Genomic DNA, 25,384 nt, shown 5'->3' with positions numbered 1-25,384 from the left:
CCGGCCGGTGGCTCCCCGAGCCGCATCCCCCCACACAGACCTCCGCCTATGTTACGGACATGTTACCGACTGACATCCCGGCGCATGGAGTCGTGGACGAAGGCCGCGCTCCCCCTCGGCGCTTCAGGTGCCCCCGTTACGAGGATGACGCCGCCATTCCTGGCGGCCGTGGCCCGGACCGGCTCAGGCGCGGGGGAAGGCCTGGGCGTAGCGTTGGCGCAGCTGTTCGATGGAGACGTGCGTGTAGCGCTGCGTGGTTCTGAGCGAGGCATGCCCCAGCAGCTCCTGCACCTCCCTGAGGTCGGCGCCGCCGTCGAGCAGGTGGGTCGCGGCGCTGTGGCGCAACGCGTGGGGGCTGATGTCCGGCACGCCGGCCTCGCGTGATTCGCGGTGGACCACCTCGCGGGCGACGCGTGGGTCGAGCCGGCCGCCGCGGGCGCCGAGGAACAGCGCCGCCCCGCCCGTGCCATCCGGACTGCGCAGCGCGGGCCGGCCGCGTTCCAGCCAGACGTCCAGCGCATGGGCCGCGGGCGCGCCGAAGGGCACGACGCGTTCCTTGCTGCCCTTGCCGGTCACGCGCACGGTGCGCTCGGCGAAATCCACGTCGGCCACGTCGAGGCCGGTGAGCTCGGCCACGCGGATGCCGGTGGCGTACAGCAGTTCCATGATCGCGGTGTCGCGCAGCGCCAACGCCCTGTCCTTGGCCGCGGCCTTGGCCGTGCGCCCGGAGGCGCGACCGGCCGGTTCCGGCTCCTCGGCGGCGTCGGCCTGGCCGTCGGCGTGGTCGAGCAGCGTGGCGGCCTGGGCCTCGGTGAGCACGGCGGGCAGCGTGGTGGGGATGCGCGGGGTCATGAGGCCGGCGGCGGGGTTCACTTTCGTCAGCCCCCGGTCATGCGCCCAGGCGAAGAAGCCGCGCACGGCCACCGTTTTGCGCGCCATGCTGGAGCGCGCGTGGGTGCATGACTCGTGGGCCATCCAGGCGCGCAGGTCCTCCAGCGTCACCTCCCTGAGGTCGCCGATGCCGCGCAGGTCGAGCAGGTGGAGGCAGGCCTCGAGGTCGGCGTGGTACGCCTTGCGCGTGTTCGTGCCCAGGCCTTGGTTCGCCTTGAGATAGGCGAGGTAGGCGTCGAGTTCGGCGTCGAAGCGCATGGCCGTCCCCCTTCCGTGCGCGCCGGTGCGTCCGGCGCCGTATCCATCATGCCATCGAAGCGGCCGGAGCGCGGTATGGTGGGATGAGGCATCGCATCGGGGCGAGGAAAGGACGTGATCATGGTGTTGCCGAAGGAGATTCCCGCGGGTTCGCGTGTGGTGGTGCGCGTCATCGAAGGGGTGGACCCGGCGGACGGGCGCACGAAGTTCCGTGACTATGTGGGCCATGTCACCTCATGGGATGGCGTGACGCTGGAGATGTCGCGCGACGCGTCGGCCAACGGTTCGCGTCCGGCGATGAACGTCCGCATCGACGCGGACACCATCGCCACGTTGAAGCCGGTGCCGGAGCGGCCGCGCCATCCTGCCCGGCCGTGAGCGCCGGTCAGTCCATGCCGGCGGCGGTCACGACGGCGGTGTGGTCGCCGGCGAGGCACACGAGGCGTTCGCCATGGCGCGCGGAGGCGAGCAGCGTCTCCTGCCAGCCTTCGGCAGGAATGGCCAGCGTGCGCTCCTCCGGCTGGCGTTCCGCACCGGCCAGGGCGGCGGCCCGTTCGCGGGCCTTGTACTCGCGGAAGGGCTGGCCGAGTGCGAAGAACGCCGTCAGCGCGCGGTCGTCGTAGGCATCCAGCGCGTCGGCCACGCCGGTCAGGCGGGCGGCCATGGCGCGCAGCAGCGCGGCGACGTTGCGGGAGTCCTCCTCCACCATCGCGCGCGTGCGCTCCGGGTCGGTCAGGGCGACGCGCGTCATGTCGCGCCAGGAGCCGGCCGCAAGCGCGGCCGCGATGTTGCGGTCGGGGTCGGCGACCAACGTGTTGACCAGCGCGGTGGCCACGACGTGCGGCATATGCGAGATGAGCGCGGCGGCCTGGTCGTGGGTCGTGTCGTCGAGGGCGATGATGCGGTTGCCCACGCCTTCGGTGACGAACCGGGCGACGGCGAGGAAGCGCGCGTAGTCGGTTCCCGGGGTCACGGTCAGGGCCCACAGGGCGCCGTCGTACAGGGCCGGGTCGGCGGCCTGCCAGCCGGAATGTTCGTTGCCGGCCATCGGATGGGCGCCGACGTACCGGTCGCCGAGGCCCGCGGCCTCGACCTGCTGGCGCACCATCCCCTTGACGCTGCCGACGTCGGTGAGCGTGATCCGCGGGCGGGAGGCGAGCAGGGGCCGGAGTCCGACGAGCACGCCGGGCATGGCCTTGAGCGGGTTGCACAGCACGATGAGGTCCGGGCCGGCGTCCACGAGCTCGCCGAGTGTGGCGGCGCAGCGGATGCCGTCGCGTTCCGCCTCGGCGTAGGGGTGCGGGCGGTGGTTCCAGGCCACGACGCCGATGCCGCGGGCGACGAGGCGCCGTGCCAGCGAGCCGCCGATGAGGCCGAGTCCCACGATGCCGACCGTGGGGGTGCCGGCGTGCCGTCCGCCGTCCAGGGGAATGCCGTTGGCCATCGTCCTGCCGTCCTTTCCGCTCACCACAGCAGCTCCTTGCGCACGCGCGCGTCCGTCCGCCAATCCTGTCCCAGGCCTCCGGCGACGAGGTGGACGCCGCCTTCGGGCAGCATCCAGGCGTCCACGGGCGGGTTCGGCCGTTCGCGGCGCGGATAGGCGGCGAGCACCTTCACCCAGTCGCCGTGTTCGGCGACCTCGCCGAGCACGCGGCGGAAGCGCGGCTGCCAGGGGGCGGTGTCGATTGTCGCGATGAAGCTGTACGTGCCGTCGTGGCCTTTGATGGGCCGGGAGATGAAGCTCGTCATGTTGAGGCCGGCGTCGCGCAGCACGTCGAACAGGTCGGCGAGCACGCCGGGACCGGTGCTCAGCGGGATGAAGGTGACGATGGTCTCGTATTCGGCCTCGCCGCCGTCGCGTGCGGCGGCGAGCAACCGCGTGGCCTCGGCGCGTGGGACGAGGACCAGGAATTCGGTGCGCGCCCCGTCGAAGTCCTGCACGCCCGCGGCCAGCGTGGTCAGGCCGTACAGCGGCCCGCACAGCGAGGGGCCGAGGGCCACGTCCCCGGGGCGCAGATCGCGGCAGGCGGCGGCGTTGGAGGCGGCGGGCTCGGGCCGCAGCCGGTGGCCGTCCACGAAGCGCCGGCACTGGGCCAGGCCGTGCGGGTGGGCGGAGACCTTCGCGCCGGCGTAGTCGGCGGGGTCCGGCCGCCCGGCGTCCCCGGCGGGCAGGCGGACGAAGGCGTCGAAGGCCACGTCCACGCCCACGCGGGCGAAGCCGGCGGCGTCGGAGGCGTCGATGAGGGCGTCGAGGTTGGGCACCACGTAGCCCTCCACGTTGTTCTCCCAGGCGATGACGCCCCAGGAGGCGCCGCTTTCGACGGCGCGCATGATGGCGGGCACGTCGTCGGCGGGCACCACGCGGGGCCGCTCCCCCAGCACCGGGGCGAGCCGGTCGGCGGCCGTCAGCGCGGCCTGGTGGGTGAACGTGCCCTCGGGGCCGAGGTAGGTCAGCGTCTTCGTGGTCATGAGCTCCACTGTAGCCTCACGCGCCGATGGCGGCGGGCTTGGCCTTGCGTGGCGGAACACGGAACCAGGCGGCGGGCAGGAACACCATCGCCAGTTGCAGGACGATCCCGCCGTACAGCCAGATGAGGCTGGCGTGCTCGGAGAAGAACGGCACCTGGCCGGAGAATCCGGCGGGCATGAGGATGTCGCCGCCCGGACCGGGCCGGGCCATCTGCCAGACCACGAAGGAGGAGGTGATGAGGTGCACGGCCAGGCCGGTCACGTCGGAGCGCGACCGGGCGCACCAGGAGGACAGGCCGAGCAGCAGGAACGCGAGCAGCAGGCCGACCGGGATGTTCTGCGCCGCGCCGAACCGGTGCGCGACGGAGCCGATGGCGCCGACGGCCACGCCTGCCGCCGCCGACACCAGCAGGCGGGCGGGCAGGGGCAGGCGGTGGCTCCACGGCAGCGGCGACGGGGCGCCATCGTCCGCGGGCGCCTGGGGCCGGCGTCCGCCGCGGTCGGCGCCGGCCGTCACTTGGCCGCCGTCTGGTTGTTCTGGCGGCGCTGCTTGGCGCGCCACTTGTACCAGTCCTCGCGGCCGAGGATGATCTTGCGCACGCGGATGGACTCGGGGGTGACCTCCACGCACTCGTCCTCGTTGGCGAAGTCGAGCGCCTCCTCGAGCGTGAGCTTGATCGGCGGGGTGAGGGTCTCGAGCACGTCGGCGGTGGAGGAGCGCATGTTGGTCATGTGCTTGGCCAGCGTGATGTTGACGTCCAGCTCCTCGGGCTTGTTGTTCACACCGACGACCTGGCCCTCGTACACCGGGGACTGCGGCTCCACGAAGAACTGACCGCGGGCCTGCAGGCGCTGCATGGCGTACGGGGTGGCCACGCCCTTGCGGTCGCAGACCATCGAGCCGTTCTGGCGGAGGGTGATCGGGCCGGCCCACGGCGCGTAGCCGGCGGAGATCGACGAGGAGATGCCGGTGCCACGCGTGGCGGTGAGCAGCGCGGTGCGGAAGCCGATGAGGCCGCGGCTCGGCACGGTGAACTGCATGCGCACCCAGCCGGAGCCGTGGTTGCTCATCGAGTCCATGCGGCCCTTGCGGTCGGCCATGAGCTGGGTGACGGTGCCCATGTATTCCTCGGGCACGTCGATCGTGGTGTTCTCCATCGGCTCGTTGACCACGCCGTCGATCTTCTTGGTGACCACCTGCGGGCGGCCGACGGTCAGCTCGTAGCCCTCGCGGCGCATCTCCTCGGCGAGCACGGCCAGCGCCAGCTCGCCGCGGCCCTGCACCTCCCAGGCGTCGGGGCGGTCGGTGGGCAGCACCTTGATGGACACGTTGCCGATGAGCTCGCGGTCGAGGCGGTCCTTGATCATGCGGGCGGTGAGCTTGTGGTCCTTGCCCTCGGTGCCGGCCAACGGGGAGTCGTTGACGCCGAAGGTCATCGAGATGGCCGGGTCGTCCACGTGGATGAGCGGCAGCGGCTTGGGGTCGTTGGGGTCGACGATGGTCTCGCCGATCATGATGTCGTTGACGCCGGCGACGGCCACGATGTCGCCGGGGCCCGCGGATTCGACCGGGATGCGGTCGAGGCCCTGGGTGCGCAGCAGCTCGGAGACGCGGAAGTTCTCGATGGAGCCGTCCACGCGGCTCAGGCCGTAGGTCTTGCCCTTCTCCAGGGTGCCGTTGTAGATGCGCACCAGGCCGAGGCGGCCGAGGAAGTCGGAGGAGTCGATGTTGGCCACATGCGCCTGCAGCGGGGCGCCTTCCTCGTACTCGGGGGCGGGGATGTTGGAGATGATGGCCTCGAACAGGGGCTCCAGGTCCTTGTTGTCCGGCAGGGCGCCGTTGGCCGGCTGGTTGGTGGAGGCGTAGCCCACCTTGGCGGCGCAGTAGATGACCGGCAGGTCGAGCAGGGCGTCGAGGTCGAGGTCCACGCCCTCCTCCACCACGTCCTGGGCCAGGCCGAGGAGCAGGTCGGTGGATTCGCCGACGACCTCGTCGATGCGGGCGTCGGGGCGGTCCACCTTGTTCACGCACAGGATGACCGGCAGCTTGGCCTCGAGGGCCTTGCGCAGCACGAAGCGGGTCTGCGGCAGCGGACCCTCGGAGGCGTCGACGAGCAGCACCACGCCGTCGACCATCGAGATGCCGCGCTCCACCTCGCCGCCGAAGTCGGCGTGGCCGGGGGTGTCGATGATGTTGAGGGTGATGCCCTCCGGGTGGCCGTACTTGGCGGCCAGCGGACCGGTGTAGTTCACGGCCGTGTTCTTGGCGAGGATCGTGATGCCCTTCTCGCGCTCCAGGTCGTTGGAGTCCATGACGCGGTCCGGCACTTCCTCGCGCTCGTTGAAGACGTGGGACTGCTGGAGCATTGCGTTCACCAGCGTGGTCTTGCCGTGGTCGACGTGCGCCACGATCGCCACATTACGGATGTCACCGCGAACAGCCATCGATAACCTCTCTCGTTGATTTCCTTGGGTCGAACACACCCAAACCAACGGAATCGTACCCGCTGAGCCTGACAGGCCGGCGCCCCCGTCCGCCTCGTGGGGCGGGCGGGGGCGCCGGGGCGCGCGGGTTCAGTCCTCGAGTTGCCTGCCCTTGCGCTCGGGCAGGCACAGCGCGCACACGCAGGCGAGCACGAAGGCGGCCGCGAAGACGATGAAGGCGACGGTTTTGTTCCCGCCGGACAGCGTGAGGAACCACGGCATGAGCAGCGGGGCCACGATGGCGGCCACGCGCCCGCAGGCCGCGGCGGCGCCGGCGGCCGCGCCGCGCAGACGGGTCGGGTAGATCTCCGGCGTCACCGCGTACAGCACACCCCAGGCGCCGAGGTTGGAGGCGCTCAGCAGCATGCCGAAGCCCAGCACCATCGCCACCGTGCCGGCCTGGGAGAACGCGAAGGCGGCCACGGCGGAGACGGCGAGGAACACGGACAGCGTGCGCCGGCGGCCCCACCGCTCGACCAGCCAGGCGGCCAGGAAGTAGCCGGGCAGCTGGGCCAGGGAGATCACCAGCGTGTAGCCGAAGGAGCTGGTCAGGGAGCCGAACTGGTCCGCCAGCAGGCTGGGCATCCACGTGAAGGCGCCGTAGTAGGAGAAGTTGACGAAGAACCAGGTGCCCCAGATGGCGGCGGTGCGGGCCAGGTAGCGCCGGCCGAAGAGCTCGTGCGCGCCGATCCTGGGCAGCGGCTCGCCCTTGGGGCTGGCCACGGGGGCCACGCCGCCGGCCTGCTCGAACCAGCGCACGGCGCGCTCGGCCTCCTCCTCGCGCCCTTTGGATTCGAGGAAGCGCACCGATTCGGGGATGTGGATGCGGGTGACGATCGCGTAGAGCAGCGGCAGCGCGCCGATGAGCAGCGCCCAGCGCCAGCCCCAGTCGCCGGTGTTCGGGATCACGAAGTAGCCGATGCAGGCGGCCACGATCCAGCCGACGGCCCAGAAGGATTCGAGCAGCACGGTCATGCGGCCGCGCTGCCTGGCGGGCGAGAACTCGGAAACGAGCGTGGAGGCGACGGGCAGTTCCGCGCCCAGGCCCAGGCCGATGATCAGGCGCGCGCCGAGCAGCATGCCCAGCGACCAGCTGGCGGCCATGAGGCCGTTGGCCAGGCCGAAGATCACCAGCGTGGCGGTGAACACGGTTTTGCGTCCCACGCGGTCGGCGATCCAGCCGCCGAGCGCGGCGCCGACGGCCATGCCGACGAAGCCGATGGACAGCACCCAGCTTTTCTCGGTGGGGTCGAGGTTGAAATGCGGGTCGGCGGCGATGGCAGCGACGACGAAGCTGACCAGGCCGACGTCCATCGCGTCGAAGGCCCAGCCGACGCCGGAGGCGACGAGGAGCTTGCGGTGCGCCTTGTTGAGCGGCAGGCGGTCGAGGCGCTCGTTGCGCGTGAGCGGCCTGGCGCCGGCCTGGGCCGGCGCGGTGCCGGCGGCGGTGGTTGGTGTGGACATGGGAACCCCTTCTTCCGTGGTGGTTGTGGTGTGGCTGGCCCCGGCGCGCAGATCAGCGCGAGGGCATGAGCGCGCTGAGCGCGTCGTCGGCGGAGTCGGCGACGCCGTCCTCCCCGGCCCCGGTGCCGCGGGACGCCGGGTCGAGGGCGTCGAGCCGCTCGCCTTCCCAGGCGTAGGGCCAGGGGTCGGCGGCGGCGACGTAGCGGTAGACGGCGGCCGGGCGCTGGCGTCCTTCGCGCCGTTTGCGCCCGGTGTCCTCCAGCTGGCCCGAGGCGAGCATCTTGCGCCGGAAGTTCGCCAGGTCGATGCCTTGGCCGGAGACGGCCTCGACCACGTCGTGGAGCTGGCGCAGCGTGAACGTGGGGCCGACGAGCCGGGCCACGAGGCTCGGGACCTCGATGCGGGTCCGCAGCCTGCGCAGCGCGTGGTCGATGATGCGCCGGTGGTCGAAGGCGAGTTCGAGGGAGTCGAGCGCGTCCTCGGCGAACCAGCGCACGGTGCCGTCGGAGGCGAAGTCATGCGTCTCGGCGCGTCCGACGAGCGCCCAGTGGGCGATGGTGACCATCGGCAGGCCGCCGTGCGAACGGTCCGGTCCGGAGAACGCGTGCAGCTGCTCCAGGTAGCGCGGGTGGAGGCGGGTGGTGGATTCGAGCGCGCGGTAGGCGGCCCGTTCCAGCGATTCGTCGGCCCGCACGCCGCCGCCGGGCAGGGCCCAGCAGCCGGCGAAGGGCTGCTTGACGCGGCGCACCAAGGGCAGCCAGAGGCGGGCGCGGGACCACTCCCCGTCCGCCGCCTGGGCGTCCGGCGCGGCGCATGCGGCGTCGCCCAGCGCGAGGATGACGACGGAGACGCCAAGGTCCGGCTGACCGCGCCGACGTTCCGAGACGTTGCCGTATCCCATGCCGTATCCCTTCCCCGCGCCCTGGTCCGCGCGGCCGGGGCCAGCATACCACCACTTATGGTCACTCTGACCATAAGTGGTCGGCCGGCGGGCGCTCAGCGTGTCTCGAGGTCCGCGGCGCCTTGCACCGCGTCGGCGGCGGAGGGCATGAACGGGGCGAGGGCGGGCAGCTGGTCGAGGGAGTCGAGCCCCATCCGCTCCAGGAAGACGGCGGTGGTGACCAGCAGCGCGGCATGGGACTCGGGGTCCACGCCCCGCTCGGCCACCAGGCCGCGCAGGCTCAGCGAGCGGATCACCCCGTCGGAGTTGACGCCGCGGATGGCGCCGACCTGGGCGCGGGTGACCGGCTGGCGGTAGGCGATGATCGCAAGCGCCTCCAGCGCCGCCTGGGAGAGCCGGGCGGTCTGGCCGTCGGCGGCGAAGGCGGCGACGACCGGCTCGAATGCGGCGCGGCTCGCGTACTGCCAGCCGCGGGCGGTGCGGCGCAGTTCGAAGCCGCGGCTTTCCTGCGCGTAGGAGTCGCGCAGGCGTTCCAACGCCTCGGCGATGTCGCGCTCCGGCGCGTCGAGCACGCGGGCGATGTCGCCGGGGGTCAGCGGCCGGTCGGTGACCATGAGGATCGCCTCGAGGCAGGCGTCGAGCCCGCCCGGGAATCCCTCGGGGTCCGGTGCCGGCGCGCCTGCGCCGCGCGCCGAGTCCATGGGTGGGGTCGTGATGCGGTCGGTCATGCGAAGTCCTTCTCCTCCAATGCGTCGCCGGCCTGCGCGCCCGGCACCCAGCGCAGGTGGAGCGGCGCGTACGGCCCCTCCTGGCGCACCTGCACCGCGCCCTGTTTGAAGAACGCGAGGATGGCCAGGAAGCGGGCGACCACCTCCAGCCGGCCGGGGGCGTCGGCGGCGAGTTCGGCGAAGGTCGTGCTGCGCCCCTCGCCCAGGGCGCGCAGCCGTCCGGCGACCAGCGCGGCCTGGGCCCTGAGGTCCACCAGCGGCACATGCAGCTGGTGGACGGCCACCTCGGTGGCGGGCGCGTTGGCGAACGCCGCCGCGGCCAGGCGGGCGAGGTCCCCGGGGCCGATTGTCCAGACGAGCTCGGGCAGCAGCCCGGCGAGCCCGTCGTCGCAGGCGGGGTGCGGGTGCCGGCCGGCGTTGGCGGCGAGGCGGAGGCGGAAGTCGCCGGCCGCCTCCCGGTAGGCGCGGTATTGCAGCAGGCGCGCGAAAAGCAGGTCGCGTTCGCGCAGCGCCTCCATGCTCTGTTCGTCGCGCCGGCCCTGGCCGTCGTCGGGCAGGAGGGCGGCGCTTTTGGCCTCCACGAGCGCGGAGGCGACGTCGAGGAAGGCGCTGGCCTCGTCCAGGTCGCCGGCGGCGTCGAGGCCGCGCGCATAGGCGAGGAATTCGGCGGTGACCTGCGCCAGCGCGACCTCCGTCAGCTCGAGCCGGCGGTTGGCGATCATCGACAGCAGCGCGTCGAAGGGGCCTTGGAAGGCCTCGAGCTCCACCGAGAAGCCGGGGACGGGCCCGGGCTCGCCGTCCCGCATCAGGCGACGATGCCGTTGGCGACGAGTTCGCGCGCCACCTCGCGGTACTCCTTGGCGGTTTTGTGGTTCGGCGCGAAGATCGTGATGGGCGCGGCGGCCACGGTGGAGTCGGGCAGCTTGATCGAACGGGAGATGACGGTGTGGAACACCTTGTCCTGGAAGGCCTCGTGGATGCGCTGCATGACCTCCTCGCAGTGCAGCGTCTTGGTGAACATGGTCACGAGCACGCCGTACACCTCCAGGCGCGGGTTGATGCGCGTCTGCACCTTCTCGATGGACTGCATGAGCAGGGCCACGCCCCTGAGGGCGAAGAACTCGGCGGCCACGGGGATGATGACGCCGTCGGCGGCGGTCAGCGCGTTGACGGTGAGCAGGCCGAGCGAAGGCTGGCAGTCCACGATGATGACGTCGTACTCGTCCTTGAGCGGGCGCAGCACGCTGGCGAGCACCTGCTCGCGGCCCACCTCGGTGACCAGCTGCACCTCGGCGGCGGACAGGTCGATGTTCGCGGGGATGATGTCGAGGTTCTCGAAGTCGGTGTGCTGGACCACGTCGTGCACGTCGATGCGCGGGTTGAACAGCGCGGTGTAGATGGTGTTGTCCACGGCGTTCGCGTTGATGCCCAGGCCCACGGTGGCGGCGCCCTGCGGGTCGAAGTCGACGATGAGGCAGCGCCGGCCGTACTGGCTCAGGGCGCCGGCGATGTTGATGGAGCTGGTCGTCTTGCCCACGCCACCCTTCTGGTTGCACATGGCGATGACCCGAGCCGGGCCGTGCTGGCGCAGCGGTCCGGGGGCGGGGAAGGTCTCGTAGTCTCGTCCAAGCATATCCGTAGGCATATCGTTCACTGTATCATCAGCGCCCGCGCCGCCGCGGGCTCACCGCGCCCGGGGGTGGGCCATCACATACGCCTCGATGAGGTTCTCGGGGCTGACATGCGTGTAGATCTGCGTGGTGGTCACGGAGGCGTGGCCGAGCAGCTCCTGCACGGTGCGCACGTCGGCGCCGCCCTGGATGAGGTGAGTGGCGAAGGAATGCCGCAGCGTGTGCGGGTGCAGGGGCTTGCCGAGGCGGGCGCGCTCCCCCGCCGCCTTGACGACCTCCCACACGGACTGCCGGCTCATGCGCGCGCCGCGCTTGTTGAGGAACAGGGCGCGCCGCTCGGGGGCCTTCGCCTTGGCACGGGCCAGCAGCGCGGGGCGTCCGGCCCGCAGATACCGGCGCAGGGCCTGGCAGGCGCAGCCGCCGACGGGCACGAGGCGCTGCTTGGAGCCCTTGCCCATGAGCCGGGCGAGCGCGCCGTCGAGGTCCACGTCCTCCAGGTTGGCGCCACAGGCCTCGGAGACGCGGCAGCCGGTGGCGTAGAGGAATTCGAGGAGCGCCTTGTCGCGCAGCATGACCGGGTCGGCGGCCGGCCCGTCCTCGCCGTCGGCGGGGACGGGCACCGCGTCCAGCAGGCGGGCCACCTCATCGACGGAGAGCACGTCGGGCAGCCGCCGGGCGCCCTTGGGCGCCTTGATGGCGGCGGAGACGTCGTCGGCGACGAGCCGCTGGGCGGCGGCGAAGCGGTGGAACTCGTGGAGGGAGGCCAGGCGGCGCGCCTTGGAGCGGGCGGACTCCCCCGCCGCGTCCAGGCTGGCGACGTAGGCCTCCACGTCGTCACGCGTCACCTCGGCCATGCCACCGCGGCCCCGCCCTTCCAGCCAGGCGGTGTAGCGGCCCAGATCCGAGCCGTAGGCGGCGACGGTGGCGCGCGCCAAGCCCCGCTCCACGTCGATGTGCGCGAGGAACTGCTCGAGCAGCGCCGCGAAGCCGTCCGGCCTGCCGTGTCCCGTGGTGTCCGTCATGCGCCCCATCGTAGCGGCACCGGTACGGCGGGCGCGGCGGCCGTCCGACGCAAGAACCCCGCCTTCCGGAATCGGAAGACGGGGTTCGCTCAGATACCGGAGGGCAGCGCTCAGGCCTGGGCCGGGGCGTTCACATCCTCGGGCAGAGCGGCCTTGGCGGCGTCCACGATGCCCTTGAAGGTCTCCGGGTCGGAGACGGCCAGCTCGGCCAGGGCGCGGCGGTCGAGCTCGATGCCGGCCAGCTTGAGGCCCTGGATGAAGCGGTTGTAGGTGATGCCCTCGGCGCGGACCGCGGCGTTGATGCGCTGGATCCACAGCTTGCGGAAGTCACCCTTGCGGGCCTTGCGGTCGCGGAAGTTGTAGTTGAACGAGTGGAGCAGCTGCTCCTTGGCCTTGCGGTACAGGCGGGAGCGCTGGCCGCGGTAGCCGGAGGCCCTCTCGAGGACGACGCGACGCTTCTTGTGGGCGTTCACTGCGCGCTTGACACGTGCCATATGGTTTTCCTCAGCTTTCTAGAAAATGTCTGTGTCTCGAAACGGTCGCTCACTTGGAGAGCATGCGGTTGAGCTTCTTGACCTGCGGGGTGGCCAGCACCTTGTCGGCGGAGTACGCGCGGGCCTGGCGGGAGGACTTGTGCTCAAGGTTGTGGCGCATGGCGGAGCCGGCGTGCATCAGCTTGCCGGTGCCGGTGCGGCGGACGCGCTTGGAAGCGGCGGAATTACTTTTCATCTTCGGCATTGCTGCCCTCCTTGGTGTTGTTCTTCTTGTCGGAAGTCGCGGTGGAGACCTTCGCCTTGGCGGCCGCGACGGCGGAGGCCTGGGCCTCCTGCTTGGCGGCCAGACGCGCGGCCTGGCGGGCCTGGCGCTCGGCGCGGGACTGGTCGCCGCGGCGGCGCTGCTCGGACTGGGCGTGCACCTTCTTGCCCTTCGGAGCCAGCGTCATGATGATGTTGCGCGGCCCCTCCTGCTTGGGCTGGGACTCGATGGTGCCGTACTCCGCCACCTCGTCGGCCAGACGGTGCAGCAGCTCGACGCCACCCACCGGACGGGACTGCTCGCGGCCACGGAGCATGATCGTGACCTTGACCTTGTCGCCGCCGTTGAGGAAGCGGATCACGTGGCCCTTCTTGACCTCGAAGTCGTGGTCGTCGATCTTGAGGCGGAAGCGGATCTCCTTGATTTCGGCGGTGTTCTGGTTGCGGCGGGCCTCGCGGGCCTTGACCTTCTCGTTGTACTTGAACTTGCCGTAATCGATGAGCTTGGCGACCGGAGGCTTCGCGTTCGGCGCGACCTCGACGAGATCGAGATTCGCTTCCTTCGCCAGGTTCAGGGCGACCGTGGTCGCGATGACGCCGACCTGCTCGCCGTTCGGGCCGATCAGGCGGACCTGCGGGACGCGGATCTCGTCGTTGATGCGTGGTTCGTCGCTGATGATGACTCCAATCCTCATGGGTTCCACGCGGAGCTGCCACAAGAGGTCGTCCCAAGGATTCGGTTCCATGCCATGCGGTGCCCGCGCATGCCCAGAGGCGTATGCGCCGCTGTTGCGCGTGCTTCGCGATGCCCATCGCATCGCTGCCGTGCCCGCGCGATATGACGCGCCGGGCCGTTGGCCGTGGACCCGAGGCCATGGAAGGCTTCCAGGTGGGGTTGCCCCGCTTTCTTGATTTCTCAAGCCGAGGATGAAGTCTACCACAGGCCCGGACATCGCCGGCCGGAAGCATCCGGGCGTGTCGCCTTAGGACAGGGCGTCGAGCAGGCCGCGCACGCCGTCCTTCCTGAGGATGTCACGGTAGGGGCCGGCCTCGTCCGCGATGATGCGGTCGATGGCCCGCATGCCGAGCACCTCGACCGGGGCTCGGTCGTCGGTGAGCACGGCTCCGGACCGGAAGCCCGGCTCCCCCGGCGCCGGCACGCGCCGCAGCCGGGCCGCGACGGATTCCATGAGGCCGGTGAGCTGCGCGTCGCCGGAGCGGGTGGCGGTCGTGGCGGCGAGCGCCTCGGCTCGGCCGTCCAGCAGCCCGGTGCCGTCCCCGCCGGCGGCGGGTCTGACGGCGAACAGCTCGCGGTTGGTGTTGCCGTCCACGTCGGCGGTGGCGACCATGCCGGTCAGCCCCGCGGCGTTGAACACCTGGGAGATCGTGGATTGCAGGGCCTCGTTGATCGAGCCGGCGCCGTCGGAGACCATGTTCATGTTGACGACCATCACGCCGCCGGGGTTGAGGTGCTCGCGCACCATCCGGAAGAACTCCGTGGAGCTCATCTGGAAGGGGATGGTGATGTCCTGGTACGCGTCGACCATGATCACGTCGTAGGTCCGGTCCACGGCGGCGAGCCAGGCGCGGCCGTCGTAGGTGGCCACCGGCACGTCGGCGGGCTCGTCGAAGTACCTGCCGGCCAGGGCGGTGATCTTGGCGTCGATCTCCACGCCCTCCACCGTCATGTCCGGGTAGTAGCGGCGCAGCTGGCACGCGTAGGTGCCGGTGCCCATACCGAGCACGAGGGCGGAGCGGGCGTGGGCGGCGAGCGCGGGCGCGGCGAGGGCCGTGTCGTAGTACATGCCGGTCAGGCCGTCGTCCTTGGTGGTGACGGATTGGACGCCGAACAGCACGTTGGTGGACAGGATCGTGCGGTCGGCCAGGTCCTTGACCTGCAGGTAGTTGTAGATCGATTCGCCCTCGTAGGCGAGGTCGCGTTCCCAGAACGCGAAGCCGGTCAGCGGGCTCAGGCAGCTGGTGGCCACGAACGCCACCACGCTGGCCGCGCATGCGGCCAGACGGGCCTTCAGCGAGAGGAAGTAGACGAGCGGGATAGCCAGCAGCGCGCCGGAGAAGACGAGGAAGGTCACGAAGGTGCCGACGGCGGGGATCGTGACGAAGGTGGGCAGGAAGGTGCCCAGGATCGAGCCGATGGTGTTGCAGGCGGACAGGCGGCCGACCACGGAGGCGTTGTCGTCCAGGGAGTCGGTGGCGAATTTGTTGAGGCCGGCGGTCACGGTGCCCAGCAGGAACAACGGCGGCACGAACACGACCATGCAGCTGACGAACGCGGCGATGACCAGGAAGTTCGTGGACACGGTGACGATGAGCAGCCCGGAGACCAGCAGGATCACGTATTTGCCGACCAGCGGGATGAGCGCGATCCACACGGCGGCGGCCATGATGCGCAGGTAGAGCTTGTCCGGGTTCGGGTCGCGGTCGGCCCAGCGACCGCCGAACACGGCGCCCAGGGCGAGGGCGATCATGATGGTGCCGATGATGATCGTCCACACGATCTGCGAGCTGGAGAAGTACGGCGCCAGCAGACGCGAGGCGCCGAGCTCGGCGGCCATGACGGCCATGCCGGAGAAGAACTCGGTGACGTACAGGAACACCTTCGACCTGAGGATCGGCCGTTCGCTCGCCGCCGTCTTCACCGCCATGGTGGCTCTCCTTTCCTTCCGGTCTCGCCGGGTTCCAGCCCAGTCTATCCGCGCGGGGGCGCCCAGGCCCGCCGCGCCACGGCGCATCCGCGGCGCGGACGGGACCGGCGGCTAGGCTGGCCGCATCGCATGGGACGAGACGGAAAGGACGGTGCCCCATGGCGCACGGCACAGACGTATGCGTGGTGTTCGCGGCGGGCGAGTATTACCCCGGCGCGCGGATCGAGGTGCCCCGGGGCGCGTTCGTCGTCGCGGCGGACGGCGGGCTCGACCATGCGCGCGCGCTGGGCGTCGTCCCGGATGTCATCGTCGGCGACTTCGACTCGGTGCGCGGCCCAGTGCCCGGCGTGGCCGGGGAGTCGGCCGCGGCGGCGGGCGGCGGGCGCGTCCCGCGCACCATCGCGCTGCCGGCGCTCAAGGACGACCCCGACCTGCTGTCGGCGCTCAAGGTCGGCTGGGCGGCGGGCGGGCGCACCTTCCATATCCACGGCGCGCTCGGCGGGCGCATCGACCACACCATCGCGAACATCCAGCTGCTCGCCCAGGTGGCCGCGCACGGCGGCATCGCCTACCTGTATGGCGACGGGGACGTCGTCACCGCGATCAGCGACGGCGCCCTCACCTTCCCCGCCGGGCGCGTGGTCCCCGGCCGGATGGTGTCGGTGTTCTCCCACGCGGACGAGTCGCGCGGGGTGAGCGAGACCGGGCTCAAATACGAGCTGCGGGACGCCTCGATGCGCAACACGCAGGTCGTGGGCGTGAGCAACGAGTTCCTGGCGGGCGTCGAGGCGCGCATCGCGGTGGCCGACGGCACGCTGACGGTCACGTTCCCGCAGGAGGCGGGCGAGCCGCTGGTCGAACGTTTCCACGCCTTCCACGGCGACCTGGGGCCGCTGGACACCGAGGTCTCCCCGCTGCTCAACGCCGCGGCGCGCTGAGGGCCCCGCCCGGCCCGCCGGGCCGACGGCCGGCGGCTGTGAGCGCTCACGGAAACCGGGCGTCCAGTTCCCGAAACACGGGCGGAAACGTTGGCGTAAGTACGCCAGAGGCATTACAGTGGGACATGTTGGAATAACACTGGCCGAGGCATGCACCCGCCCAGCGAGCGCGGGCCGAGGCCAATCCCCAAGGGAGAATTACATGACAGTCAAGATTGGTATCAACGGCTTCGGCCGCATCGGCCGCCTCGCCTTCCGCCGCATCTTCGAGCTGCAGGCCCGCGGCGGCCAGGCCGGCGATATCGAGGTCGCCGCCATCAACGATCTGACCACCCCGTCCGTGCTCGCCTACCTGCTCAAGTACGACAGCACCCACGGCACCTTCAAGCACGACGACGGCACCCCGGTCGACGTCAAGGCCACCGACAACTCCATCATCGTGGACGGCAAGGAGTACACCGTCTACGCGGAGAAGGACGCCAACAACATCCCGTGGGTCAAGAACGACGGCGTCGAGTACGTCCTCGAGTGCACCGGCTTCTACACCTCCGCCGAGAAGTCCCAGGCCCACATCAACGCGGGCGCCAAGAAGGTCCTCATCTCCGCCCCGGCCAAGGACGACACCACCCCGACCGTGGTCTACGGCGTGAACCATGAGATCCTCAAGGCCAGCGACGTGATCGTCTCCGCCGGCTCCTGCACCACCAACTCCATGGCCGCCATGGTCAAGCTGCTCGACGAGCAGTGGGGCATCAAGGCCGGCTTCATGACCACCATCCACGCCTACACCGGCACCCAGATGATTCTGGACGGCCCGCGTGGCACCAAGACCGGCCGCAACCTGCGCGCCGCCGCGATCAACACGATCGCCCACTCCACCGGCGCCGCCAAGGCCATCGGCAAGGTCGTCCCGTCCGTCAACGGCAAGCTGCAGGGCCACGCCCAGCGCATCCAGGTCCCGGACGGCTCCGTCACCGAGCTGACCACCGTCCTGAACAAGGAGACCACCGCCGACGAGATCAACGAGGCCTTCAAGGCCGCGTTCGCCGACTGCGAGTACTACGGCTACAACGACGAGGGCATCGTGTCCTCCGACATCATCGGCGACACCCACGGCGGCGTGTTCGATCCGACCCAGACCGACGTCAACACCGTCGACGGCGTGACCCTGGCCCGCACCGTCTCCTTCTACGACAACGAGTACGGCTTCACCTCCAACATGATCCGTACCCTGCTGTACTTCGCCGAGATCTCCGAGTGACGCCGCGCGGGGCCTGCCCCGCGTCCGCGCCACCGGTGAGACGGTGAATCCCTTGGAAAGGCCCCTGCCCGTTCGCGGCAGGGGCTTTTTCGTCGTTCCCCGGAACGCGCCGCGCCTCCGGCGAGGCGGGCGTGTATACCGGAGTCCATGACGAAGAGGAAGCATGGCGGGGGCACGTCCGGCTCCGGCTCCACGCCGGCGACGGTGGAGCTGGAGCGCGCGGGCGTGCCGTTCCGCACCTACGAGTACGAGCATTCCGACGACCACATGGACGACGGCTACGGCGTGGAGGCGGCCATGAAGCTCGGCTTCGACGAGCACCAGGTGTTCAAGACGCTGATGGCCGATGTGGGCGACGAGCGCGTGGTGGGCGTGGTGCCGGTGAGCGGGCATATGGACCTCAAGGCGCTGGCCCACGCGGTGGGCACGAAGAAGGCGCGCATGGCCGACCCGAAGGTGGCAATGCGCGAATCCGGCTATGTGGTGGGCGGCATCTCCCCGCTCGGCCAACGCACCAGGCACCGCACCGTGCTGGACGCGTCCGCGATGGCCTACGGCGAGATCCTCGTCTCCGGCGGCAAGCGCGGCTTCTCGGTGGGCGTAGCCCCGGCCGACCTGGTCGCGGTGCTCGGCGCGCAGGTCGCCGATATCGGCACCTGGTGAGCGGCCCGCGGGCCGCTCACATCCTCGGCAGCACGAAGTGCATGTCCTCGCGGACGGTGCCGACGGTTACGGTCTCTTCGAAGCCCCGGTCCTGCAGCGCGGCGACGACGCCGGCGACGAGCGCCTCGGGCACGGAGGCGCCCGAGGAGACGCCCACGGTCCGCACGCCCTCGAACCAGGCGGGATCGAGTTCGCTGGCGTCGTCCACGCGGTGGGCCCTGCCGCGGCCGGCCAACGCCTCGGCGGCGACCTCCATGAGCCGCACCGAGTTCGAGGAGTTGGCCGAGCCGACGATGACCACCGCATCCGACCGCTCGGCGACGAGTTTGACGGCGGCCTGCCGGTTGCTGGTCGCGTAGCAGATGTCGGAGGCGGGCGGCTCCTCGATCCAAGGGAAGCGCGCCTTGAGCGCGGCGATGGTGCCGGCGGTCTCGTCCACGCTCAGCGTGGTCTGGGTGAGCAGGACGAGCTTGGTGCCGGGGGCGAAGTCGAGACGGTCCACGTCGCCGGCATGTTCGATGAGGTGGACGTGCTCGGGGCTCTCCCCCACCACGCCGACGGCCTCGTCGTGGCCGTCGTGGCCGATGTAGACGATCTCGTAGCCGGCGCGGGCGAAGCGCAGCACCTCGCGGTGCACCTTGCCCACCAGCGGGCAGGTGGCGTCCACGACGTTGAGTCCGCGGCGCTCGGCCTCGGCCTTGACGGCCGGGGAGACGCCATGCGCGGAGAAGACGACCGGCACGCCGGCCGCCGCCGCCTCGTCGGGGATCTCGTCGAGCTCCTGGACGAACACGGCGCCCTGGGCGGCGAGGTCCTCGACCACGTGGCGGTTGTGCACGATCTGCCGGCGCACGTACACCGGCGGCAGGTCCGCGCCGCCGGCGGGGCGGTCGGCGGCCGCCTTGAGGATCGTGCGCACGGTGAGGATCGCCCGGTCCACGCCGGCGCAGAAGCCGCGCGGATCCGCCAGCACGATGGTCTTGGCCATGTCGGTCCCTCCTTGCTCGGGGCGGCGCCGGACCCGATGGGCCGGCCGCATCCCTGCCACCATACCGCAGCCGGGGCCGCGGAGGCGCCGGGCGGGCGCGGCGGCGGGCGCGGCAGGCTAGACTTGTGGGCGACATCACGTCCGGACCATTTCTCGCAAGGAGCGCCATGACCGTCAAGAAGCCGTTCACCGGCAATCAGTATTCCATCCATTCCGGCGACTGGCATGCCGTCATCACCGAGCTCGGCGCGACGATGCGCAAGGTCACCTACCAGGGCAGGAACGTCATCGTGCCGCTGGGGCCCGACGACCCGGTCACCTGCTGCCACGGCCAGCTGCTCGTCCCCTTCCCCAACCGCATCGAGGCCGGCACCTACACCTTCGAGGGCACGACCTACACGCTGCCCATCGACGAGCACGACCGCAACACCGCCATCCACGGCTACGGCTACCGCTCGTTCTGGACGCTGGAGGCGCTCACCGAGAGCTCCGTCACCCAGTCCTGGCGTGTGCCGTTCCTGCTCGGCTACCCCTTCGACGTGACCGTCACCGCCACGCATGAGCTCAAGGACGACGGCCTGCACATCACCGTCTCGGCCCGCAACGACGGCGGCACGGACGCCCCGTGGGCGCTGGCCATCCACCCGTGGCTCGACAACGGCCTCAACGGCTGCGGCGACGAGATCGACGGCCACAACGCGCAGTGCCATCTGACCCTTCCGGCCGACACGCATGTGACCGTGGACGACAACCTCATCCCCACCGGCACGGAGCCGGTGGACGGCACCAAGTACGACTTCCGCGACGGCATGCTGCTCGACCAGCAGCCCTATGACGACGCATGGACCGACCTGTACCACGAGGCCGACGGCTCCGTGGCCGCCGTGTTCACCCGCCCCGACGGCATGCGCATCACCGTCGGCGGCGACGAGACCATCACCTCGTTCCAGGTGTGCACCGGCACCGGCTTCCCCGCGTGGCAGCATCCGGCGGGCACCGCCGTGGAGCCGCAGACCGCCTACGCGAACGCGTTCAACACGGGCCGTGACCTCACCGTCATCCGCCCCGGCGAGACCAGCGTGACGCGCATGTTCATCGGCGCCGCCATCGACTGACACCACCGGTGCGCCGCAGCCGGCGGCGGACGCCATTGCTTGCGCTCGTCGCCGGTTCGTGCCATAATTCCGAAGGCTTATTCTTCATCTAGCAAAGGAGTCCATCATGGGCATGCGCGGACGTAAGCGCAAGGATCGTCGCAAGAAGGCCGCCAACCACGGCAAGCGCCCGAACGCCTGATCCCTTCCGCGTTCAACAGAGGAAAGCCCGCCGCAGGCGGGCTTTTTCCGTCTCCGGGCCCGACTCTCAGCTCTCAGCGCGAGGCGACGCCGCCGTCGCGGGCGGCGGCCGTCTCGTCGGCGCAGCAGCGGTCAAGCGTCGCCTTGAGCCTGGCCACCAGGCAGTCCGGCGCGCTCTGCGGGCGCAGATACGCGCGCAACGCGGCGATCATCGCCTGCTCGCGGGCACTGCAACAGGAGGCCGGGTCGAAATGGTCGTCGAAGCGGGCGGCAGGACTGTCCGGATCCGCCTCGTAAGGCTCCCCCACGGTCACACGGGTCACGCTGGTGGTGCGGGAGACCATCGTCACGCGTCCCTGCGGCGTCTGGGTGACCTGCAGGTCGGTCCGCGTCACGCTGCCCGCGGCGCGGCGGGTGACGGACACATGGTCATGCCGCTCGATGCCTCCGGTCATGTCCGCTCCTTTCCCGCTGCCGCCGCGGCCTGATCCGCCGCGGCGCGTCGCTTCCCATTATCGGCGCCCCGGCCCCGCGCGGCAACGGGCCGCCGGGATTGAGCCGACGGTGAATCCCCACGGCCCGCCCCGCCGTATCCGCGTTCCCGGGCGTAGGCGGCGAGCTCGCGCTTGAGCTGCGTGCGGGCGCGGTTGAGCCGGCTCATCACCGTGCCGATCTTCACCCCCTGTTCGGCGGCCACCTGCCGGTAGGTCTTGCCGTCGATGGCGGTGTCGATGAACACCTGCCGGCGCTCCGGGCTCAGCTTGGCCAGCGCCTGCATGATCTCCTCGGGCGCGAAGGCGTCCAGGTACTCGTCCTCGGCCGATTTGAGGCCATCGGAGGAATGCTCGGAGGCGTCGTACAGGCCCCAGTCGTCGTATTCGCCGGAGCCGTCGTTGGCGCGCTGCGGACGCCGCCTGGCCTTGGCGTATTGGTTGAAGTAGGCGTTGCGTTCGATCGTGGTCATCCACGCCTCGAAGTTCGTGCCCTCCTTGAAGGAGTCGAAGGCCTTGAACCCGCGCTCGAAGGTGTCCTGCACCAAATCCTGCGCGTCGTCGGGGTCGTTCGTCAACCGCATGGCGTAGCGGTACAGCGGGTCGATGGCCTTCATCGCCAGCGCCTCGAAACGCGCCCTCTTGCCGGCGAGGCGCTCCGTCCTCGCCGCCCCCTGCTCTCCGGACGTCTGGCTCACAACCGCCCATCGTAGCCGACGGACCGGATGGCACCCGGCGCCCTCCCCGAGGTTTCTCCACAGGTCTGCCGCTATACTGGGCGACCGGAACATCCAACACGTCAACCAGGAAACGGACGCTGCGCAATGATCTCCCTGGAACAGGCATCACCTTCCGGCATCGAGGCTCAGGCCGAGGCCCTCGGCTTCGCCCTGCCCATCGAACAGACCCAGGTCTGGGCCGACTACCAGGCCACCATCGACGGACGCACGCCATGGGGCGGCTACGTCATCAAGGACGGCGGCACGACCCTCGGCTTCGTGTCCTTCGTCGACTACGAGACGCACGGCTACCACTTCCTGCGCTCCGTGCACGGCCCCGCCTGGATCCATAAGCCGGACAAGGCCAACGAACGCGAGGCCGTAAACGCGCTGCGCGCCGCGGTGCGCCGGCGCGATCGGCGGCAGGTGTTCCTCCGGTTCGCCGTATGGCATTACGAGGAGGACTGGGCGCTGCCGACGCTGTCCACCGTGCCGTACAACGAGACCGTCGTCATCGACGTGACCGGAGGCGACGAGGAGATCCTCGCCCGCATGAAGACGCGCGGCCGGCGCGACGTGCGCAAGTCGCTGCGCGAATGCCCGGCCGTCTGCACGGACGAGACCCGTGAGGCCATCGCCGATTTCTCCGAATACTACGCGGTGATGGAGGAGACGGGCGCCCGCGACGGGTTCGCCCCCGCCCCGATGAGCGACTACGCCGACATGATCCGCATGCTCGGCGCCAACCACTGCCGCGTGTTCGCCGCCCGCAACGAGGGCCGGCTGGTGGCGTGGTCCATCGTGACGGTGAACGGCACGCACGCGGTGCGCTACTACGCCGCGATGCGCGACGACGCCCGCCGCATGCATGTGACCGACCGCCTGCTGTACTGGGAATGCTGCGAACTGGGCCGCCAGGGCATCGCCGACTACGACCTCATGGGCATCGGCAACGACTTCAACCCCTCGATCAAGGGCCTCAACGAGTTCAAGACCAAGTTCACCAAGCAGACCACGCCCGTGGCCCCGGACCGCGACATCACCGTCAGGAAGGGCTTCTACACCGCCCTGACGCTTGTCAAGCGGCTGCGCGGCGCCCTGCGCCACTGACCGGCCGGCCCGGGGCGCCAGGCAGGCGGCCTGCGGACAGGTCAGCAGGCCGCCTCGCATACCGCGTCGCACACGGCGTGGGCACGGTCCTCGCCCAGCTCCGTGGGCAGGCAGAGCGAACGGCTCACCATCTCGTCGGAGACGACGACCGTGGCACGGTCGAGCCGGTCCAGGCCGTAGGCGGCCGGGTCCGTCACGCCGGGGAACAGCTCCGGTCGGTACCAAGCCTCCGCATAGCCGCCGGCGGCGCGCGCAGCATGGATCAGACGGTCGGCCGCGGCGGTGTCCGCGGCCAGCAGCGGGAAGCGGAGCAACGGCTGCGCGGGGCCGGCCATCGCGCCACCGGGGACCTCGATCCCCCGCGCGGCGCCGAGCCGGCGCCGGTAGAGTGCGACGATGCGGCGGCGGGACTCCTCGTTGGCGTCCAGCGCGCCGATGGCGGCGGCGGCCTTGCGGTCCATCCACGCATTCATCGCGTACGCCGGGTAGCGCAGGCCTCCGGCCATCTCCTCCGGGGCGATGGCGGGCTCGTACAGGCCCGCCGCCGCACAGGCGTGGCGAATCCTGGCACCCAGCGCGCCCAGCCGCGAGAACACGCGGTTCTGGTTCACATACGTCCGCGTCACCATTCCCAGGCGCACGCCCGGCTCCGGCAGGCCCGCGAGCGCGGCGCGCAACGTCTGATCGACCTGCGGCATGCGGTCGCGCAGCCGCGGATTCACCCAGATGGCGCCGCCGAAGCGGGTGGGCAGCATCTTCTCCACGCCGAACGAGTGGACGGACACGTCAGCCACAGACATGCCGTCCCCGTCGCGGGCCACACGGCCCACGCAGTGGGCGCAATCCTCGACCACCAGCGCGCCCGCCGCATGCGCCGCGGCGGCGACGGCGGCGGAGGACCCGTCGTCGACCATGCCGAAGGTGTGCTGCACCACCACCGCACGCGTGGCATCCGACAGCAGCGGCCGCAGCGAGGCGGCGGTCACGGACAGCGTGCCCGCGTCGATGTCGGCGTACCGCGGCGTCAATCCCGCGGCGGTGATTGGATCGACGGCCGTGCAGCAGGTGAACAGCTGCGTGGCGACCTCGCCGTCACCGACAATCCGGCGCAGCGCGTCGAACGCGAGCCTCATGCCGTACCGGGCCTTGAACACCGGGAACCAGTCCTGCTCGCTGGTGCCGGTGCGGTGTGCGAGCGCCCTGCATGATGCGTGAGCGGCCATGGGCAACCTCCATATGCGCGGGTGGCAACGGCGTTCGCGGCGTCGCCTTGTACAATGACTCACGACATCTTAGGCACGGCAGTGCCCACAACTCCATATGAAGGACCAAAGTGATGACTTCCTTCCAACCGGTGATCCTCGGCGGCGATCTGGGCGCCTATGCGCTGGCCCGCGAGCTCAACGACGCCTACGGCGTCCGGCCGATCATGGTCACGGCCTACGATCCGAACGCGATCCGGGACTCGCACATCCTGACGCGCCACGCGTTCGCCCAGGCGAACGAGGCGGAGCCGCTCGTCGACGAACTGTGCCGTCTGGGCAGGCAGCTCAAGCAGGAGCGGCCGGACCGCCGTCTGCTGCTGCTCGCCAACACCGATTGGCGTATCCGCGTGCTCGCCGAGCATCGCGACCGGCTCGAGCAGTGGTATGTGGTGCCGATCCCCCCGCTGCAGGTCATCGACCAGGTCAGCGACAAGCGCATCTTCGCGCAGCTGGCCGCCGAGCAGGGCATGCCGGTCCCCCGGTCGCATTACGTGGACTTCGTGGACGCCGCCGACGCCGGCTGGAGCCCCGCGCCCACGCCGTCCGACCTGCGCTTCCCCGTGGTCGCCAAGCCGGCCGACAGCTCCGACTACGAGAACCTTGTTTTCCCCGGACGGCAGAAGGTGTACCGGATCGACGACGATGCGGCGCTGCAGGCCCTGTGGGCGACGCTGGCGAAGGCGGGCTTCCGCGGCACCTTCGTCGCGCAGGAGCTCGTTCCCGGCGACGACACCGGCATGTATTCGGTCACCGCCTACGTGGACTCCACCGGCACGGTGTCGCTGCTGTGCTCGGCGCATGTGCTGCTCGAGGAGCACCATCCCGCCACGCTGGGCAACCCGTGCGCGATGGTCACCGAGCCTGTGCCGCAGATTCTGGAGCCGGCGCGTCGCTTCCTGGAGTCGATGCCGTACCGGGGATTCGCGAACTTCGACGTCAAGCGCGATCCGCGCACCGGCGAGTTCTTCTTCCTGGAGCTCAACCCGCGCATCGGACGCAACAACTTCTATGTGCAGGCGGCCGGCATCAATCCTATGGAAGTGCTCGTCTCCGATGCCATCGACGGCCATCCGATGGCGCCGCGCACCGCTGACGGCGAGGCGCTGTACTCGATCATTCCCAACCCGCTGCTCCGCCGCTACGTCACCGATCCGGAGCTCATGGCGCAGGTCAGGCGCCTTATGCGCGCCGGGCGCGTCAATCCGCAGCGCAATCCGCGCGACGGCGGTGTCAAGCGCTGGCTGCGCCTTATGGAATCCGAACTGCACCAGGTCGTCAAATTCCGCAAATACTACCCCAAGCCGACCGACACCGGCTTCTAGGCCACGCTGCCGGCGGATGGATCCGTCCCATAGGCGGATCCATCCGAGCACCGTTGCCAACGT

At 70.5% G+C, this 25,384-nt stretch carries 27 protein-coding genes; 8 read left to right on the top strand and 19 right to left on the bottom strand.

The genetic code is table 11. The features are described 5' to 3' along the window. Positions 1 to 183 precede the first annotated feature (183 nt). Positions 184 to 1,149, bottom strand: a complete 966-nt coding sequence (locus H7U32_RS01350; RefSeq protein WP_204467336.1) for a tyrosine recombinase XerC — start codon at positions 1,147 to 1,149, stop codon at positions 184 to 186. A 120-nt stretch (positions 1,150 to 1,269) separates the two neighbouring features. On the opposite strand from H7U32_RS01350, the gene H7U32_RS01345 reads away from it, so the two are divergent. Beyond that, the gene (locus H7U32_RS01345; protein WP_204467334.1) at positions 1,270 to 1,527 is read left to right on the top strand and encodes a DUF6725 family protein; all 258 of its coding nucleotides are present in this window, start codon (positions 1,270 to 1,272) and stop codon (positions 1,525 to 1,527) included. Between the two features lie 7 nt (positions 1,528 to 1,534). On the opposite strand, the gene H7U32_RS01340 is transcribed toward H7U32_RS01345, so the two are convergent. The 14 genes from H7U32_RS01340 to H7U32_RS01275 form a co-directional block, all read right to left on the bottom strand. Next, positions 1,535 to 2,593 (bottom strand): prephenate dehydrogenase, encoded by a 1,059-nt coding sequence (locus H7U32_RS01340; RefSeq protein ID WP_204467394.1) that lies wholly within the window; start codon positions 2,591 to 2,593, stop codon positions 1,535 to 1,537. 20 nt (positions 2,594 to 2,613) lie between these two features. After that, the gene (locus H7U32_RS01335; RefSeq protein WP_204467332.1) at positions 2,614 to 3,618 is read right to left on the bottom strand and encodes a prephenate dehydratase; all 1,005 of its coding nucleotides are present in this window, start codon (positions 3,616 to 3,618) and stop codon (positions 2,614 to 2,616) included. Positions 3,619 to 3,634: 16 nt separating this feature from the next. Next, positions 3,635 to 4,135 carry an alcohol dehydrogenase gene (locus H7U32_RS01330; protein WP_323804546.1) on the bottom strand — a complete coding sequence of 167 codons (501 nt, stop codon included), beginning with the start codon at positions 4,133 to 4,135 and terminating at the stop codon, positions 3,635 to 3,637. Next, the gene (gene typA, locus H7U32_RS01325; protein WP_204467330.1) at positions 4,132 to 6,063 is read right to left on the bottom strand and encodes a translational GTPase TypA; all 1,932 of its coding nucleotides are present in this window, start codon (positions 6,061 to 6,063) and stop codon (positions 4,132 to 4,134) included. Before typA ends, H7U32_RS01330 begins: the two co-directional genes overlap by 4 nt. 129 nt (positions 6,064 to 6,192) lie before the next feature. Next, a complete protein-coding gene (locus H7U32_RS01320) occupies positions 6,193 to 7,566 on the bottom strand; it encodes an MFS transporter (RefSeq protein WP_204467329.1) in 1,374 nt (457 codons plus the stop codon). A gap of 52 nt (positions 7,567 to 7,618) precedes the next feature. Further along, the gene (locus tag H7U32_RS01315; RefSeq protein ID WP_204467327.1) at positions 7,619 to 8,467 is read right to left on the bottom strand and encodes an NUDIX hydrolase; all 849 of its coding nucleotides are present in this window, start codon (positions 8,465 to 8,467) and stop codon (positions 7,619 to 7,621) included. Between the two features lie 95 nt (positions 8,468 to 8,562). Next, on the bottom strand, positions 8,563 to 9,168 hold the full coding sequence (scpB, locus tag H7U32_RS01310) for an SMC-Scp complex subunit ScpB (protein WP_239457408.1): 606 nt from the start codon (positions 9,166 to 9,168) through the stop codon (positions 8,563 to 8,565). 23 nt (positions 9,169 to 9,191) lie between these two features. Beyond that, complete coding sequence (locus H7U32_RS01305; RefSeq protein ID WP_204467323.1) at positions 9,192 to 10,001, bottom strand: segregation and condensation protein A; 810 nt, start codon at positions 9,999 to 10,001, stop codon at positions 9,192 to 9,194. After that, positions 10,001 to 10,840, bottom strand: coding sequence for a ParA family protein (locus tag H7U32_RS01300; protein WP_204467321.1), 840 nt, complete (start codon positions 10,838 to 10,840; stop codon positions 10,001 to 10,003). Before H7U32_RS01300 ends, H7U32_RS01305 begins: the two co-directional genes overlap by 1 nt. A gap of 39 nt (positions 10,841 to 10,879) precedes the next feature. Then, complete coding sequence (xerD, locus tag H7U32_RS01295; RefSeq protein WP_440201414.1) at positions 10,880 to 11,857, bottom strand: site-specific tyrosine recombinase XerD; 978 nt, start codon at positions 11,855 to 11,857, stop codon at positions 10,880 to 10,882. A 101-nt stretch (positions 11,858 to 11,958) separates the two neighbouring features. Next, positions 11,959 to 12,342 (bottom strand): 50S ribosomal protein L20, encoded by a 384-nt coding sequence (gene rplT / locus H7U32_RS01290; RefSeq protein WP_204467318.1) that lies wholly within the window; start codon positions 12,340 to 12,342, stop codon positions 11,959 to 11,961. Positions 12,343 to 12,391: 49 nt separating this feature from the next. After that, the gene (gene rpmI, locus H7U32_RS01285; protein WP_204467317.1) at positions 12,392 to 12,586 is read right to left on the bottom strand and encodes a 50S ribosomal protein L35; all 195 of its coding nucleotides are present in this window, start codon (positions 12,584 to 12,586) and stop codon (positions 12,392 to 12,394) included. Next, positions 12,567 to 13,298 carry a translation initiation factor IF-3 gene (gene infC, locus H7U32_RS01280; protein ID WP_204467315.1) on the bottom strand — a complete coding sequence of 244 codons (732 nt, stop codon included), beginning with the start codon at positions 13,296 to 13,298 and terminating at the stop codon, positions 12,567 to 12,569. Before infC ends, rpmI begins: the two co-directional genes overlap by 20 nt. A gap of 288 nt (positions 13,299 to 13,586) precedes the next feature. Continuing rightward, positions 13,587 to 15,269, bottom strand: coding sequence for a spermidine synthase (locus H7U32_RS01275; RefSeq protein ID WP_239457387.1), 1,683 nt, complete (start codon positions 15,267 to 15,269; stop codon positions 13,587 to 13,589). A gap of 158 nt (positions 15,270 to 15,427) precedes the next feature. Between H7U32_RS01275 and H7U32_RS01270 the strand changes: the two genes are divergently transcribed. The 3 genes from H7U32_RS01270 to ybaK all read left to right on the top strand — a co-directional run bounded on the left by H7U32_RS01270 (position 15,428) and on the right by ybaK (position 18,131). Continuing rightward, entirely contained in the window at positions 15,428 to 16,207 is a 780-nt protein-coding gene (locus H7U32_RS01270) for a thiamine diphosphokinase (protein ID WP_204467313.1), read from the top strand. A 202-nt stretch (positions 16,208 to 16,409) separates the two neighbouring features. Beyond that, on the top strand, positions 16,410 to 17,468 hold the full coding sequence (gap, locus tag H7U32_RS01265; RefSeq protein WP_204467312.1) for a type I glyceraldehyde-3-phosphate dehydrogenase: 1,059 nt from the start codon (positions 16,410 to 16,412) through the stop codon (positions 17,466 to 17,468). Between the two features lie 147 nt (positions 17,469 to 17,615). After that, the gene (gene ybaK / locus H7U32_RS01260) at positions 17,616 to 18,131 is read left to right on the top strand and encodes a Cys-tRNA(Pro) deacylase (RefSeq protein ID WP_204467310.1); all 516 of its coding nucleotides are present in this window, start codon (positions 17,616 to 17,618) and stop codon (positions 18,129 to 18,131) included. A gap of 16 nt (positions 18,132 to 18,147) precedes the next feature. Here ybaK and H7U32_RS01255 read toward each other — a convergent pair whose 3' ends face one another. Continuing rightward, complete coding sequence (locus H7U32_RS01255; protein ID WP_204467308.1) at positions 18,148 to 19,119, bottom strand: 4-hydroxy-3-methylbut-2-enyl diphosphate reductase; 972 nt, start codon at positions 19,117 to 19,119, stop codon at positions 18,148 to 18,150. 167 nt (positions 19,120 to 19,286) lie between these two features. Between H7U32_RS01255 and H7U32_RS01250 the strand changes: the two genes are divergently transcribed. Both H7U32_RS01250 and H7U32_RS12555 read left to right on the top strand, forming a co-directional pair. Then, positions 19,287 to 20,234: an aldose 1-epimerase family protein gene (locus tag H7U32_RS01250; protein ID WP_204467306.1), complete on the top strand. Its 948-nt coding sequence runs from the start codon at positions 19,287 to 19,289 to the stop codon at positions 20,232 to 20,234. Positions 20,235 to 20,340: 106 nt separating this feature from the next. After that, on the top strand, positions 20,341 to 20,415 hold the full coding sequence (locus H7U32_RS12555; protein WP_003817083.1) for a 50S ribosomal protein bL37: 75 nt from the start codon (positions 20,341 to 20,343) through the stop codon (positions 20,413 to 20,415). 73 nt (positions 20,416 to 20,488) lie between these two features. Here the strand turns inward: H7U32_RS12555 and H7U32_RS01245 are convergent, their stop codons facing one another. Both H7U32_RS01245 and H7U32_RS01240 read right to left on the bottom strand, forming a co-directional pair. Then, positions 20,489 to 20,758, bottom strand: a complete 270-nt coding sequence (locus tag H7U32_RS01245; protein WP_440201417.1) for a hypothetical protein — start codon at positions 20,756 to 20,758, stop codon at positions 20,489 to 20,491. A 107-nt stretch (positions 20,759 to 20,865) separates the two neighbouring features. Then, complete coding sequence (locus H7U32_RS01240) at positions 20,866 to 21,522, bottom strand: sigma-70 family RNA polymerase sigma factor (protein ID WP_204467389.1); 657 nt, start codon at positions 21,520 to 21,522, stop codon at positions 20,866 to 20,868. A 207-nt stretch (positions 21,523 to 21,729) separates the two neighbouring features. On the opposite strand from H7U32_RS01240, the gene H7U32_RS01235 reads away from it, so the two are divergent. Beyond that, complete coding sequence (locus H7U32_RS01235; protein ID WP_204467303.1) at positions 21,730 to 22,734, top strand: lipid II:glycine glycyltransferase FemX; 1,005 nt, start codon at positions 21,730 to 21,732, stop codon at positions 22,732 to 22,734. 41 nt (positions 22,735 to 22,775) lie between these two features. Here the strand turns inward: H7U32_RS01235 and H7U32_RS01230 are convergent, their stop codons facing one another. Beyond that, positions 22,776 to 23,957 (bottom strand): DegT/DnrJ/EryC1/StrS family aminotransferase, encoded by a 1,182-nt coding sequence (locus tag H7U32_RS01230; RefSeq protein ID WP_204467301.1) that lies wholly within the window; start codon positions 23,955 to 23,957, stop codon positions 22,776 to 22,778. A gap of 113 nt (positions 23,958 to 24,070) precedes the next feature. On the opposite strand from H7U32_RS01230, the gene H7U32_RS01225 reads away from it, so the two are divergent. Then, positions 24,071 to 25,321: a carboxylate--amine ligase gene (locus H7U32_RS01225; protein ID WP_204467300.1), complete on the top strand. Its 1,251-nt coding sequence runs from the start codon at positions 24,071 to 24,073 to the stop codon at positions 25,319 to 25,321. Positions 25,322 to 25,384 lie beyond the last annotated feature (63 nt).

It is taken from the genome of Bifidobacterium pullorum subsp. saeculare, assembly GCF_016899725.1.
GTDB classification, from domain to species: Bacteria; Actinomycetota; Actinomycetes; order Actinomycetales; family Bifidobacteriaceae; genus Bifidobacterium; species Bifidobacterium pullorum_C.
Note: the sequence above shows the minus strand (reverse complement) of the source record. Positions and strands in the feature narration are given on the sequence as shown.